The 14,606-nt window shown below is 55.7% G+C and carries 12 protein-coding genes; 5 read left to right on the plus strand and 7 right to left on the minus strand.

The features are described from left to right. Positions 1 to 10 precede the first annotated feature (10 nt). The 5 genes from ACVMIH_RS36640 to ACVMIH_RS36660 all read right to left on the minus strand — a co-directional run bounded on the left by ACVMIH_RS36640 (position 11) and on the right by ACVMIH_RS36660 (position 6,873). Entirely contained in the window at positions 11 to 880 is an 870-nt protein-coding gene (locus ACVMIH_RS36640; RefSeq protein ID WP_456865125.1) for a hypothetical protein, read from the minus strand. A 593-nt stretch (positions 881 to 1,473) separates the two neighbouring features. Next, complete coding sequence (locus tag ACVMIH_RS36645; RefSeq protein ID WP_456865127.1) at positions 1,474 to 1,677, minus strand: hypothetical protein; 204 nt, start codon at positions 1,675 to 1,677, stop codon at positions 1,474 to 1,476. A gap of 12 nt (positions 1,678 to 1,689) precedes the next feature. Further along, positions 1,690 to 2,916, minus strand: a complete 1,227-nt coding sequence (locus tag ACVMIH_RS36650; RefSeq protein ID WP_456865129.1) for a Fic family protein — start codon at positions 2,914 to 2,916, stop codon at positions 1,690 to 1,692. A gap of 543 nt (positions 2,917 to 3,459) precedes the next feature. After that, a complete protein-coding gene (nodU, locus tag ACVMIH_RS36655; RefSeq protein WP_456866625.1) occupies positions 3,460 to 5,118 on the minus strand; it encodes a nodulation protein NodU in 1,659 nt (552 codons plus the stop codon). Between the two features lie 309 nt (positions 5,119 to 5,427). Further along, a complete protein-coding gene (locus tag ACVMIH_RS36660) occupies positions 5,428 to 6,873 on the minus strand; it encodes a M20/M25/M40 family metallo-hydrolase (RefSeq protein ID WP_456865131.1) in 1,446 nt (481 codons plus the stop codon). A 504-nt stretch (positions 6,874 to 7,377) separates the two neighbouring features. On the opposite strand from ACVMIH_RS36660, the gene ACVMIH_RS36665 reads away from it, so the two are divergent. The 3 genes from ACVMIH_RS36665 to ACVMIH_RS36675 all read left to right on the plus strand — a co-directional run bounded on the left by ACVMIH_RS36665 (position 7,378) and on the right by ACVMIH_RS36675 (position 10,798). Continuing rightward, positions 7,378 to 8,007 (plus strand): aspartate/glutamate racemase family protein, encoded by a 630-nt coding sequence (locus ACVMIH_RS36665; RefSeq protein WP_456865133.1) that lies wholly within the window; start codon positions 7,378 to 7,380, stop codon positions 8,005 to 8,007. 159 nt (positions 8,008 to 8,166) lie between these two features. Then, positions 8,167 to 9,507, plus strand: a complete 1,341-nt coding sequence (locus ACVMIH_RS36670) for a preATP grasp domain-containing protein (RefSeq protein ID WP_456865135.1) — start codon at positions 8,167 to 8,169, stop codon at positions 9,505 to 9,507. Continuing rightward, a complete protein-coding gene (locus tag ACVMIH_RS36675) occupies positions 9,422 to 10,798 on the plus strand; it encodes a serine hydroxymethyltransferase (RefSeq protein ID WP_456865137.1) in 1,377 nt (458 codons plus the stop codon). The genes ACVMIH_RS36670 and ACVMIH_RS36675 overlap by 86 nt, the downstream gene beginning before the upstream one ends. A gap of 105 nt (positions 10,799 to 10,903) precedes the next feature. On the opposite strand, the gene ACVMIH_RS36680 is transcribed toward ACVMIH_RS36675, so the two are convergent. Continuing rightward, a complete protein-coding gene (locus ACVMIH_RS36680) occupies positions 10,904 to 11,872 on the minus strand; it encodes a DMT family transporter (RefSeq protein WP_456865139.1) in 969 nt (322 codons plus the stop codon). A gap of 26 nt (positions 11,873 to 11,898) precedes the next feature. Here ACVMIH_RS36680 and ACVMIH_RS36685 point away from each other — a divergent pair, with 26 nt between their 5' ends. After that, complete coding sequence (locus ACVMIH_RS36685) at positions 11,899 to 12,270, plus strand: hypothetical protein (protein WP_456865141.1); 372 nt, start codon at positions 11,899 to 11,901, stop codon at positions 12,268 to 12,270. 128 nt (positions 12,271 to 12,398) lie between these two features. Here the strand turns inward: ACVMIH_RS36685 and ACVMIH_RS36690 are convergent, their stop codons facing one another. Beyond that, entirely contained in the window at positions 12,399 to 13,196 is a 798-nt protein-coding gene (locus ACVMIH_RS36690; protein WP_456865143.1) for an IclR family transcriptional regulator, read from the minus strand. A 210-nt stretch (positions 13,197 to 13,406) separates the two neighbouring features. On the opposite strand from ACVMIH_RS36690, the gene ACVMIH_RS36695 reads away from it, so the two are divergent. Then, a complete protein-coding gene (locus tag ACVMIH_RS36695) occupies positions 13,407 to 14,567 on the plus strand; it encodes an aminotransferase class V-fold PLP-dependent enzyme (protein WP_456865144.1) in 1,161 nt (386 codons plus the stop codon). The last annotated feature ends 39 nt before the right edge of the window (positions 14,568 to 14,606 follow it).

Raw genomic sequence — 14,606 nt, forward strand, 5'->3', positions numbered from 1 at the left:
GGATCGGGCGTTAGCGTGCCGAAGTGATTTGTTCGAGCTGCGCTCGCAGATTGCGAGCGTGAGCAGCTTGTGCGTCGTCCGCGACTGTCGGCTTTGGCTTCACGATACGAGCTGTCGTTCGGTAGTCGGTTGCAGCGTTCAAGAGAAGCCCAGTGCGCGAGCCACCCTCGATCACCGCTTCGCGCCGGTCCACCGAAACGCGATCCGAAAATGCTCGCAGACTTTCGGCTTTGAACGGAATATCGCCCTTGTCTGCGATCGTGGCTTTGGTTCCGTCAACCTGGAACTGGAACAAATGGCGGGTCTGTGGGTCGAACCACGAAAGATAGCCACCATCCAGCACTTCGCGCGGACCACGCACTTGCCCCGAATAGCTGTAGCGCACGCTACTGGTCTTCACAGGGTCGAAATAGTGAGGGGTGTAGAAATCAGATACCAGGACAGAGTTGACTGAATAGGCGAATTTCGAAGACTGGCAAGGATCGCATACTTCGATCAGATATTCGACGCGGCCTTGGCCAGACTTCAGAGAATTGCCCGTGCGGGTCAGCGTACCCTGAGGATCCACCAGCATTTCGAGCACTTCGTGGCTCATGAATACTGTCCAGTTGTTGGTCAAGCCAACGAGAGCGAACGGTTGTTTGTCGTCGTCGCGCTGGTGCAGGCCGGCGGCGCCGTTTCGCAATTCGTCCTGGAGCAGCACGTGCCAATAGCCAACAGGGACGTCCTCCAATTTGCCGAAGGCATCGACCGTGGCGTCCACGTTCCACAGTGGGCCGAAATCGCGCGAGACCTGTTTCTGGATGGCGGCAGATACCGGTGCGAGCTGCGCCAGGGAGACTTCCTTGGTGAGGGAGACCAAAGCAATGTGGAGTAACATGCAATAACCAGCCCCGAAATGACCAGTAAGCTAAGCCTGTTCTGTGCAGAAATCCATAGTTGTAATGAGTTTTGCATCTCAGCCGGTAGTAGAATTTACGCCTCAGACAGCTTGCCCCTTCTAAGTTACCTAGACCTTCTACATAACCCACTATGCGTCGATCGAGTTGTAGACTGACCACTTCGCCAGCGGCCTAACTGCCATCGCTCGCAATGATGCCTGTGAAAGTTACTATATGCTCGCGACCACCGTCGGCTTGGAACCCGCAATCTTGTGCATCTTGCACTATAGTTCGGCTGCGCGGGGTGCGTTGTTGTGGTTCTGGCGCATTCTTTCATCGTCTTCTTTGAAAATGTGCATCTTTGTTGTCTGTGCAGAATTGCGATCAGCTTTACCGCCATCTATGCCGTTTCCGGAGGGCAAAGATTTGCATCGATACGCCCAGCGCGTTTCATGATGTCGCCGGCGAGCGATCACTCCGAATCTTCCGACGCATAGGCATTCATAGGTGGCTGTAGTGCTCCGAGGAAATCTCCGCAGGTGTCTGACGTGCGTCCGCCAGCGGCGGACTATCCGACTCACGCAAAGAGGAATCAGGTGCGAGAGCGCAATGCCGCCGGGGTGCGGCATAGCCAGGCATAAAGGCCGTAGTAGCGCATGCGTAGGGTCACGTTGCCGACGCCGGGCAGCAAGGTCTGATAGAGAGCGAGGCTGCTGTTCTGCATGCCTAGCGGGTCGAGCCCGTTTTTCCTGCGGTGGTCGGTCCATGCGGGGTAACGGATTTCTATCGCTGTCATTGCCGCGCAATCCTACCCAGGAAACAGTCCCGGCATCCAACGGGACGCGAGCCTTGCCGGGAAGGCGAGGTGTAGCGGCGCTCGCGGACTTTCGGAGGTTAGAATTTCCGCTTCAAGCAAGGCCGATGTAACCCTGCGGGCGCTGCGCTCGCTTGTTTGCAGTAAAGCAGTGACATCGCCGCGCGGAAGTTCACCACGGAAGAGGATCGCCTCTAGAACGGCTCCTGATTTTTGGGGCAGGCGGTCGGCCCGCGCTTCCTCTTCGGCCCAGATCAGGATGCGGTTACGGAGCTGATCGGGTTGCACGAGAGCTTGCATGAAGGTGACCTGATCGATGCAGGTCTGCAGAAAGAAGATTGAGAATTCCGCCAATGCTTCTTCACTCAGTGTGCCGCGCCCGTCGAGATCGTTGCGGCGCTGCATGTCGCAGGCGGTAAGATATTGCTTGTAGGCCGCCTCGTTGCGGGCAAGGCCGCGCGCGATCGACCATATGCCGCCGGTGTCGAGCGTTTCCCGCTGCATGGCATAGGACATGAGCCGCGCAACGCGGCCATTCCCATCCAGAAACGGGTGAATCCAGAGCAGGCGGTGGTGGGCGCAGGCCGAGGCGATGATTGCGTCGGTCTTGCCGAGCTTTGCATAGGCTTCCTCGAAGCGGGTGAGGAAGCGCGGCAGGGCGCCTGGGCTGACCGGCACATGGCGGCCTACCGCAACGTCGCGGTCGCGCAGCTTGCCGGGGACGACCTCGATCCGTTCCTTGGTGTCCGGATTCTTGACCCAAAGCAGTTCTGCCGGGAGCAGTTCGCAGAAGCGGCGATGGACTTCGATGATGCCGTCTTGCGTCGTCGCGCGACCGTTGAGGCCTCCCTCATCGATCCACTTCTGTACGGCGATATGGGCGATGGCTTCCTGTTGCAGGTCGCGTTTCTCGGGGTCGGCGCTGTAGTCGTGCTTGAGCGCGCGTTCTATATCGACCGGGTGAGTGTCGTGCCCCTCGATCAGGTTGCTGTAGTAGCAATTCATCGAGCGTACGAGCCTGGCCAGGGAGATCAGAACTCCCCCGGGCAGGCTGTGCCTGAAAGCGGCCGACTTTGCCGCCAGTTCTACCGTCAGGTCGGCGAGCTGGGTCCGGCGTCCCGAGCTTTCCGAGACGAGCATCGGTTCCATCAGGCCGGTGCTTTCGTCTCGGTCTGGGTCCGCTGACTTGGCCGGTTTCTTGTCCTGTTTGCCGTCGCTCATTTTTATAGCGATAGCAATAATTTAGAGTGGATACCAGCCCTCATTTGCCCCTGATTCTGGCCGGATAAATGGCCGCTAGGAGCACCGGAGGGCCCATATTCTCCGCAAAAGATACGGCGGAACGGCGCTAGCGCCTGGCTCTGTCATCCGATTCTCTGAACAGAACCCTCTGGGTTCGTCCCGCGTCAGTGGGCCGGCGGAGCGGCCTTATGGCTTCCTGGCGCGGACTCGGACTCGCTGCAGATAACTCCCCATCGCCAGTGCCCGATGAATCGCGGCCGCGCGCTGCGGCATGGAAATGTTTCAGAGCCGGGCTTCGATCACGGCGCACATGTCAAGAGAGGTTTCGGCTTGACGCAGGAGTAAGATTATCAACCACTGTGGGCCTTCTTGCGTCTTGCTCGACCAAAGTTCGCTAGAGCGTTCTTGTCGACAGCCCATTCGCGGCGGCAGGTTGGGTTACGGAGTTCGCAGCAGCGAGAGCCGTAGGGAATTGTTTCTAGCCGGGTCTAAAGGCAGATCACATTGCTGATCACCACCGGCCTATGCAGCTTTTGTCCACAGCAGGCCATCGCACCATACATGGTCAACGCCTCCCCATTCACAAGCCCCTGCGGCATCCGGGAAGAACCCGCGTCCGTTGAGATTAGCACTCGTATTGCAAAGCAGTGGAATGCCGGTAAGCTCTTCGTAGGCCACGAGAAGCTCGGCGATCTTGTGTTCAGAGGTTCTGGAGACAGTCTGCAATCGTGCAGATCCATCAAGATGTACAACAGCTGGTACTCTATCGAGCCATTCCGCCCGGGTCTGATGATCGAACAGCATGTAAGGATCCGGGGTTCCGGGGCAGAAGATATCCGGCGCACGATCCTCAATGCATATCGGTGCCACCGGCCGAAAGCATTCACGACGTTTGATCTGATTGAGATGATCTTTCATCCTCGCTGATGTCGCAGCCGACAGGATGCTTCGTCCGCCTAACGCCCGCGGTCCAAGCTCAGCGCTGCCGGCCAGAAAGACGATCGGCGTGTTACTCGCAAGAATCTTAGCAAGCTCGCGCATATTGCATGGTACGGCTTTCCATCCTGACGGCACCTCGTTCTGCAGCAATCGCGGACCACTGTAGACCGACCATTCGATCGGCACGAAGCCGTTCCGCTCTGCTAATGCGGCACAAGCTGCACCTATAGCCGCGCCGCTATCGTTCGGAAATGGGGGCACCCAAACAGCATCGAACAGTCCGGCGGATCGTATTGCGCTGTTCCACTTTATGTTAAGACCACAGCCACCTGCTATGCATAGATTGTGTCGCCCTGGGAGGCGTGAATGACGCTGTACAGCAGTAGCCAATTGCTCGACGAGGAGATGCTCGAGAAACGAGTGAAATGATGCAAGTATATCTTCATCTCGCTTGCGATCCAATCGCGAGGCGCTGGCTTCAAAGAAGGCATGCATAGCCGGAAACCAATCCCCGCTCTCGATCTGCGTCCGGTAGCTGCGGGCACGCTGCGTGTCGCCGGCAAAGCATTCCTCGTAGAGCTCCCGAAACACACTCACGATCGTATCATCGACACAACCCAGTGCGATGTAGGCCATCAGCTTGCCGGCGACACCTAAATCCCAGGGTTTACGATCCAGGTCTTTATAAGGTCCAAAGTGATCGCCGGCCACAGCATAGGCGTGGCCTACAATTGGAAACAGACATTCAAGGAACCGAGCGCCCCGACGTTCAACGTGATAGAGACGCGGAAGGACGGAGCCGTCCCACACAAGGCACAAAGCGGACTGTCCGGATTGCGCAAATGGACTTGTGCAGTACGCGGAAGCCACATGGCCCGAGACGTGTGAGTAACTTCTATAGGGAAATGCTTTGCCCTCGAGAATCAAGCCGGAGCCTTCGTACGGCGTGAGAAGCCCTTCCGCATGGGATTCCACGTACGGTCCCCATTTGAGAATGATAGATCTAGCACCAGCGAGCACTTCGGACTGACCGTCTCCTCCGCCGTCGATCACAAACTGATCAACGTCACGCGAATCCAGTCCGTACTCGGCCAAGACGGTAACGACGTCGTCAAGAGTTTCGATGGCCTGATACCGCAGATTGTTGTGCCGCTTCTCCTGCTCGACGCAAAAAACCAACCTTCCATCCTCGATGAGAGCAATCGCTCCGTCATGCCTCAATTTGATGCCGCAGATCCGCATTGCGTCTCCATGTCTAACGTCGAACATCTAGTTCCACCGCGTCACGATGATGCAGAAAGCGGGCCAACTAGCGGAATCGCCTGACGTTTTAGATCCGGAATGTCATTCCACCAGCAGTTTGTCCGTTAGCGTACAGGGGTGCGTGTTCGGTCTGGCGCAACTGCATGCGCGACATACGCGAACCAGATCATTGCTAACTGACGGTCAGCGTATTCCCGTGTCACTTTGAATGGCTTCAACTGGAACGGAAGGAGCCTCCAGAAGGTGGCGTCGAAGCGTCAGCGGGTCATTGCAGGCCGGCTTCATCGATCATTCGCATTTCGTCCGCCTAACGCGTCCGGCTTGGGATTCGATCCGATCGCTTGTGTATCTTGAAAGCTCCGCAAGAATGCGAATCCACGAACGAATTCCCTTTCGAAACGTAGAGAGGTCGTACTTTTCGTTTGGACTATGATGGTGATTATCAGCTCGCGCGAAGCCGATGGGCAGAGACTCCAGCCCTAGCCGATTCCTGACAATGCTTACGATGGGGATCGACCCGCCACTTCCTATCAGAACCGGCTCGCAACCCCACTCCTGTTTCAGCGCGGCGCGCGCGCAGTCCAGATACGAGCTACTTGGCCTGATAACAGATGCGGGGCTGCCTGGATGCCCGGTAAACTGCACTTTGCAGTCGCGCGGTGTTCGAGCGCAAATATGGTTGCGAAACTTCGATCGTATGCTTTCCGGATCTTGACCTTCTACCAACCTGAAAGAGACCTTGGCCACGGCACTGCGCGGAATGATCGTCTTCAGGCCTACTCCGCAATACCCGCCTGCTATTCCATTGATCTCGCAAGAAGGGCGGGTCCAGATCTGCTCCATTACCGAGTAAGAAACCTCTCCAGCCGATTGGGAGAGGCCAGCAGCTGCCAGGAATTGCTCGGCGTCGAAATTCAGCTTCAGCAGTTCGTCTCTGATAGTACTGTCCAACTCCACCACGTTGTCGTAGAAGCCTTCAATCGCCACTTCCCCGTCCTGACCTCTCAGGCTGGCGATGAGTTCAGCGAGCACCTGGATCGGATTGCGTGCAGCATTCCCATAAGCACCCGAATGCAAGTCCTGGTCTGCGCACGTTACGCGAATCTCTTCTTCCAATAGGCCGCGAAACATAACGGTGATCGCGGGTACCGAGTCGTTCCACAAGGCGGTGTCGCAAAGTAGCATGACATCGGCAAGCAATTCATGTTCGAATTCGTCCAAGAATGCCGGCATGCTTGGACTGCCACTTTCTTCCTCTCCCTCGAACAACATAGATACGCCGACGGGCAGACTTCCTGTCGTCGCCTTCCAGGCACGGCACGCCTCAATGAAGGTCAGGAGCTGGCCTTTATCGTCAGATGCGCCTCGGGCAACAATGTGGGTTTCTCCGTTGGGCTGCACCCTAAGCGTCGGTTCGAACGGCTGAGACTCCCATTCATCCAGAGGCTCTGCAGGTTGAACATCGTAGTGACCATAGAACAGGATGTGTGGACCGGCGACCTGCTTGCTGTGTCCGACTACGACGGGGTTTCCAGTTGTAGCTCTGATGGATGCATCAAAGCCAATGCCAGATAGCTCGTTAGCTAACCAGGAAGCTGCCTCATGGCATTGCCGTGCATAATGCGCGTCGCACGAGATGGACGGGATTCGCAGCAATTGGAAGAGCCGATTGAGGCTGGCATCCAGGTTGATGTCCGCATGCCGCAGGACCTCTTCAACTGTCTGCTTGGGCATGTGATGGCGATCCTCCCCGGATACTTTCGAAGACATGCCTCTTTGTCCTTTCCTCTACGGAAGCCGTTGCTCGGATGCTCTGCCTGCCTCCGAGAGCAGTTTGTCCAGCAAAGAATAAATTGCGCTCGCACGTCGATGGCGATCTCTACATTTTCGGTGGCCGTTAGAGCAACCTGTCCGACATGGACTCGATGTCGCTGGTCGTGTTTGTAGGTCTGCGCACATAACGTCGGCCAGCGTGTCTGTTTCGTGACGCAGGCAATGCGTCGAGAGATATCGATATCGCAATCTCGATTGAGCCCCGGAAGACGTTTTCGTTGAGTTGGCATGCGCTTTGCTGTTCGCACGGCTCATCACCTACCGTTGCAACCGGCGTCGAAGGTTGTCGCAACTCGAGGGAGCGAACTTTTCGGCTACTACGCGAGCATCGTCTCTCGAAATAGCGGTCGCGGAGCGGAAAGTTCTGTTGCGGTCAAAGTGGCGTGAAAGGCAGGTCATCACATTATGAACTTCGTCTCGAGGCTCGATATGCCGTTTGCTGGACCGTTCGGGCAACAAAGACCGCTTGGAGTAGTGGGCGGAATGGGAAGCTTCGCAACTGCCAAATTTTTGGAATCGCTCGCTCAAAGACGCCGAGCGGAGAAAGATCAGGATCACATCCCGTATGTCGCCCTATCGCTTCCCGATATCTCCGATCGATCGCAAGCTCTCTCAGAGGGGAGCGACGCGCCGCTGCAGCAAATATTGCAGCGGGCTCGCTGGTTAGAGCAAGCGGGATGTGGAGCGATAGCCATCCCCTGCAATACCGCGCACTTCTGGGTTGGCGAGATCAAGCAGGGGCTGTCGACCGTTTTGATTGATGTAACCGAAATCACAGCCAAGGTGATCTGTGGCATGAGGGATGCTGCAGCTCGCGATCTTCGGTTGATCCTGCTGGGGACGAACGCAACTATGCAGCGCTCTCTATATCCGCAAACGGATGAGAAATGTTTCGGCGAACAATTCGCACGCTGCCGTGCAGATATTCAACGGGAAGCAATAGAGATCATCGCGGATGTCAAGTCTGGAAATACCGTAGAAAACACGACCAAAGCTGAAGCAGCTTGTTCACCAGATCAGATCCTTCGCGCCTGACGCAATTATTCTTGGTTGCAGTGAATTGTCCGCCATTTCTGGCGGTCTGGTAGACGACGATGACATCGTTGATCCAATCAGCATTCTTGCCGACGCTTGCATTGCCTGGTGGGAGAACGAAAGCGAGCTCGTAACCCCGGCGCGTAACGGAGGAGAATGATGAGCCGGGTAATACTTGCGAACACCGGCTCCGCCGCAATGGCGCCCTCGGCTCACACGCTCTCGGATGAACTCCTGCGAACAAATGCAGCCGCCGCCAAGAGGCTACTCTGGCTTGCCAACGGCAACGATATACTTATTACCCCAACTCCGGTCACGAAGGAGTTCTTGAACTACGTCAATTCCCTAACAGGTGGAAGTAACATCACGTTACTGTCGACCTCATCGACGCCAACGAAGCGTCCTTTGCCAATCTCGGAAAAGGACATCGCGCCCGGCAGCGCCTTTTCTAGCACGCTACGTCTGATGGCTTCAGGTGCTCAATTGTCATGTCTGGAGCCGTATATCGCCGACGAGGTATCAATTTCCATCGCGAGGGTCTTGGGGGATCTTCCTGTAAGGTTTTCAGACGAGGACGTCAGAGTAAGCCCTGTCGCAACTCGACTTCTTAATGATAAGGAAAAGTTCCGCCAGTTCGCCCCCGATCTTGGCGTGCCTATCGCTAATGGCCGCAATTGTGCGAGCACACAACAATTAGTCGACGCCGTATGTAAAGTCCTGTCGGATTGCGAGAGTGCCATACTGAAGATGGCGCGTCATGCAGGTGGGGACGGTAATATCGTCGTTTCGAAAAGCGCGGCACGCTCGTCCCAAGGCGCGACGCGGTCGGTGGCAGCAGCAAAAATTGACGCCGCTTCTTTGCGCGAGACCGTTCATGAACTTAGGCTGTCTCCGACGGTCGAAGAGCCCGTGATTGTTGAGGTGTATAGCGAAAATGAGTCGTCGATGGGCGTCCATTTTGACGTCAGAAGAGATAGTGTTGACCTTGTGGGCGTAGCGTCGATCCTCTTCAATCCGGGATACGGCGGGGCATACTGGAGTAGCGCTCTGCTCGATCAATTGCCGGGCGATGTTCTGTCCTGGTGCAAAAGTCTTGGCAACTATGCTCAAGAGATCGGGTATTTCGGGCCGCTTAGTGTCGACATCGTTAGAGCCAAGGAGATTGGGTTCTTTGCATGTGAAGTGAATGGACGCCACGGCGGATTCTCTTCCATCAGGGCCGTATCAAAAGCGCTTGGACTGGAGTTCGATATCAAAAGTGGATCACGTGTTGCTCTCTCCCGAAACTGCATCTCGATCGCACGTCGATTTTCCGATCTCATCGATCTGCTGCAGCGAAAGCAACTTCACTATAGGCCTGTTGATAGACGGGGCGTCGTTGTGATGGTGGAGGGCCATCAAGATGCAGGCCCCTATGACTTTGTCATTTTCGGAAAAGATCTCGAAGAGCTTCAGGCTATTGAGCGTGAGTTGGCTCAACTGTCGCATACGAGAAACTGACCACGATGGCGGCATCACTGAGAATAGGGCGGTTATGGGTAATCGATGCGAAACGTTCGACAAAGAAATAGGGGATTTACTGGACTTGGAGGAGCGACGCCAATTAAGCCAGCTGAGCTTAGTGGCTTCTGAAAACTATTCCTCTCCCAGAGTCAGGGAGTTCGAAGGCAGCATATTTGCCGACAAGAATGCGGAGGGTTACCCGGGAAGCCGTTGTGTATCAGGCTGCGAGTATGCCGACAAATTGGAACGTTTGGCAATAGAGAGAGCAAAATCCGTATTCGGATGCGAACATGCGAATGTGCAAGCGATGAGTGCCACCATCGCAAATTTCGCAGTAATGAACGGGCTTTTTCAGCCTCAAGACAGGCTGATGGCAATGCGTCTTCAAGATGGTGGTCATCTGAGCCACGGTGCCACATTTCATGCGAGCGGCCAAAACTTTCGGTGGTGCTTCTACGGAGTGTCAAAGAGCGACGAGCAGCTGAATTATGATGAGGTGTGTTCGATAGCACTCGAGAACCGACCCGTAGCAATCATGTGTGGCGGTTCGTCATATCCACGCTTGATTGAGTATGAGAAGATGCATGAGATCGCACGTGAGATTGACGCGCTTCTCTGGGTGGATCTGGCGCATACCGCAGGCCTCGTTGCTGGCCGTGCCGTTCCGTCTCCTTTCCCTCACGCCGACATTGTAACAACTTCCACACACAAGACACTCCGAGGTCCCAGGGGCGGCGGGCTTATCTTATGCAAAAGCAGTTTGGGGAAGGCGATTGATCGGGCCATATTTCCCGGATTGCAAGGGGCGCCGAAAATGGACTTGATTGCAGCAAGAGCAGCATTGTTTGCTGAAGTGCAAACGCCTTGTTTTCAGAGATATGCCAGGGAGGTACTGAAAAACGCGAAGGCGCTGGAGAATGGCTTGCTCGAGGCGGGCGCTACGCTCGTTTCCGGAGGCACTTCGTCGCACTTGCTGCTTCTTAGTTTGATGAGCTCGGATATGAGCGGTCGTCAACTTGAAGTCGCCTTGTCAGGGGCGCAGGTCATCGCCAACAGGAATCCGATTCCGTTCGACAGGCGTCCGCCATCAGAAGCCGGTGGACTGAGAATCGGTAGTGCCGCTCTCACGACGAGAGGGTTTGACGAAGCGCAATTCGTTCAGCTTGGAAAGTTGATCGGAGATGTGGTCACATCGACCGACAAGCATCGCGGCATTGCAAGCTTGAGCGCGTTTGTCAGGGACAACACAGAGGGGCTGCCGTTATTCAATGAGAAATGGCTGACGTAGGAGGATTCAGTTCAGGTCGATCTTTCGTAAGAGTCGATGCTTACGAGTTTTCTATCCTGTCCGCGCGATCCGCGGGAATGAAGTTGAACGTGAACACGCTCATAATCACTCGCGCATCACTCGCCCTGCCAGACAGGCCGAAGATCCGACGAGGATAAGTCCGGTGCCAAGCCACATCATGGGTGTGGGAGTGGTACCAAAGCACACCAGATCAACCAGTAAACTTGCTGGCAGACGGACAAAGTCGAGAGGAGCGGCGCGTGCGAGGCGGACGAGAGCATAGCCTCGTCCCAGCGCGATCTGTGACAGCGCGGCCAGCACCGCAATAAGCAACAACAACGGCCAATCAGCGGGTGCCGGCCAAACCCACACAGGGATTGCAAAAGGCAGGCCGATCGCAGAGCTCCAAAGCATAAAGCATAGCGCCGTCCGTTCCGGAGCATCGATGCTTGCTATGCGCCGTATCATCATAACAGCGAGACTGTCGAGCGCTGCGCCAATCAAGCCAATGACAATCCAGCCGTCTGCGCTGCTGAGGGTGGGTTGAACTACGACAAGCATGCCGAAGAACCCGATAATCAGTCCGAAGGCCGGCGCAATGTTCTGTCGTTCCTTCAGTACTAGCGCCGACAATAGTAAGGACCAGATGGGGGAGGTGTACAATATTGACGCAGCTACCGTTAAGGGGAGCTTCGACGCACAGGCGACGAATGCCAGAAATCCCGTATAACCGAAGACGGATCTGAAGAACTGCTCCTTCGAGAACAGGAGGCGAAAGTCGCAGCGGTCATGTTTAGGAATAATAAAGAAGAGTATTGGGATCGCCAGCATGCTGCGCAGAACAGTCACCTGCAAGGGAGAAACTGTCTGCGTTACAACCTTGATAGCCGATGACATAGTAACGAAGATCAGGCCAGCGAAAACAATATGAGCCATACCGCCTAGTTCGGCATCGCGCTTTATCCACAACCTCCTTAGGAATCTGGAAGATGAAGGCATGATGGTCTTACGCCTCAAATCGTAGGCATAGACAGCAATGCATCGGCCGCGATTGCTCATAGAGATGGTGGTCATAGGGTGAGATTGTCTGAAGACATGTCATGCGGTCACCGGCGGTCAATTTATATACGTCAAACGGCGAGACTCGCGCTTTGAGCCGGTCACGCAAAAAGCGGATGCGGGACGATATCGGTATGCCGTCCGGCATCGAGGCGCGAGCCGTGCATGGCAGCAAGCAGCAACATGCGGGCGGTACATGCCAAGGATTGGGCGTGAGCCGGATCGGCAAAGGTACGCCTGCCGTTTTCAGGGATAGCGGAGCCGAAACGATCATGCGTGAAAGGTGGGTGTACTGGAACTATCAGCCCCATTCGAACTCTGCTCTGGCTTCTACCTTGCCAGGTGCCCTCCATCTCAATCAACCACTAGACATGCTAGTTGACGATGGCGCTGCGGCGCAGTTCGAGCTCTGATGGCTCGGATCTTGTGGAGACTAGAAGTGCTTGCCGCAATGACTTATACCGAAGCACACGGTGATCGTTTCCCAAGATATCCGTGCTTTCTCCCGACCAGAAGGGGCGAAGTCGAGGGATCCTTTTCCTCAACTATCCTCGAGCGTTTCATCCTCGCTGTCGGTTTGAAGAATGGTTTGCGATAGGAGCACGGCGGCTCTTTGGAGTGGAGGAATGAACCGGTCAAGCTCTGCGAAGCTCACTCGCGCCGCGGGTACCGAGACGCCGAGACAGGCTATCAGCTCCCGGTCCGGAGAAACGATAGGGACCGCGCAGCCGACCACGCCTTTCACGTATTCCTCATTGGTCTTGGCCCACCCATGATGGCGCGTCTCCTCGAGAACCTTCAGAAGCGTCTCGCAATCGACGATGGTATTGTCAGTGTACTGGGTCAGAGCGAGTGAGCGGCATAACTTTTCACGCGGCCTCTTGGGCAGTCGGCTCATGTAGATCTTTCCCGTCGAGGTGCAGTGAAGGGGAGCCGCCTCGCCGGGATTGAATTGAAGCCCCTGTGGCTGGGACACGCGTACGCTGTCAACGTAAGTGACGAGATTGTCGCGCACGACGCCGATCTCGCACTGTTCGCCGATCTCGCCAGCAACCGCGCGCAGCACCGCATGGCGCCGAGCCGTGCGAAAAGCCGCGCCGATGACTCTGGCGGACAGCATCACCAACTGATTGCCTACCACGTAGCGCTTCGATCCAAGCGCTTTCTGAAGAAGGCCGCGTTCTTCCAGATTTCCGACAAGTCGATGCGCCGTCGGGACGGGTAACGAAAGGGCGTTCGCGATCTCAACGACCGAGACGGCCTTTGTCTGATGAGCGACGTGGCCAACTATGGCGAACGCTCGGTCGAGGGGGCCGGCAGTCTTTTTTTGGTCAGCCATCGCAATCTCCCTAGTCGAAGTAAATTATCATTTTTCGGAACTATTGCTACTGAAATATGAAAATCTACCTGGATCAAGCTCCGGTTTGCTCATATCGTTGGCGTCGTCGATCGTTGATTGGTTTTTGTGCACTGCACAGGCTTGGTTGGCGATCAAGCAAGCCCAGGAAATTTGGCAATACGGGCGACGCGTTTTGAAAGGGGATTGGGAATGTCTCGTCATTACGACGTGGAAGCTGTGCGCAAGGAGTTCCCTGCAGCCGAAAGGATGGTCTACCTCGACTCCGGTTTTCAGGCGCCGCTCGCCCGTCCCGTAATGGCCGCCATCGAAACCTTTCTTCGTGAAGGCTTGGAGAGCGCCGGGCCGAAAAGCGTGTGGCTTGATCGGGTTGAGCAAACGCGCGCCAAAGTAGCCCGTTTCCTTGGGGTGTCGGCCGACGAAATTGCCTTCACCAAGAACACATCGGAAAGCATGAACATCGCGGCAAACGCGTTGCCTCTGCGAGCCGGCGATAGCGTTTTGATGATCCATGGCGATCATCCAAACAACACCTATGCTTTCCTCAATTTGAAGAAGAAGGGGATCCGGATTGACTTCCTTCCCATGACGGATGTCGTAAACGCCGAGGCTTTTCTTCCCTACATCGACGATACGACTCGCGCGATTTCGCTGTCGCACGTGACCTTCCACGCAGGCCATCGTTTTGATATCGAGAGTATCGGCGCTCTTTGCGCGGATAAGAAGCTCTACTTCGTCGTCGACGTCATGCAGGCAATCGGGGTCGTTCCGATCGATGTGAGTGCCATCCAGGCAACCTTCGTGGGCTGCGGAAGTCACAAGGGATTGCTCGTCCCTCAAGGTCTCGGATTGCTCTATTGGGACCAGACTCTGAAGGAGCTGGAGCCCGCCTATCTTGCCGCTGCCAGTTTGGCAGAAATTCCTGACGATCTTATCGCTCGTCCCGATCGCTTGGCGTCGTCTCCTACCGCGCGACGCTTCGAGTTAGGCAACTTCAACCTTCCTGCAATTCATGCGCTCGGGGCCTCGCTCGACATGATCGAGCAGATCGGCGTGAAGAACATTCAGAACCATTGCTTCGATTTAGGTGATCATCTGCTTGCCCAGCTGGACGATCTCGGCGTCAGTCTCATCGGTCCGCGTCAGCGGCAACATCGATCGCCTCACATCTACGTCGTCGGTCTTCCTGCGACAGAATGGCTCAGCTACTTCGAAGAGAATGGCGTGCGTGTTTCCCCAGAGCGTGACGGCATCCGTATATCGTTCGGCATGTTCAACACGATCGCCGATGTGGATCGCTTAGTGCATCTCATCCGCGGACGGCTGTCAAAAAAGTCATTCAAAGCTGCGTAGGACTAGGCATGGGAGCAGTTCGAGAAAAAGCGCTCGAAG

The sequence above is a fragment of the Bradyrhizobium sp. USDA 4503 genome (assembly GCF_054055815.1).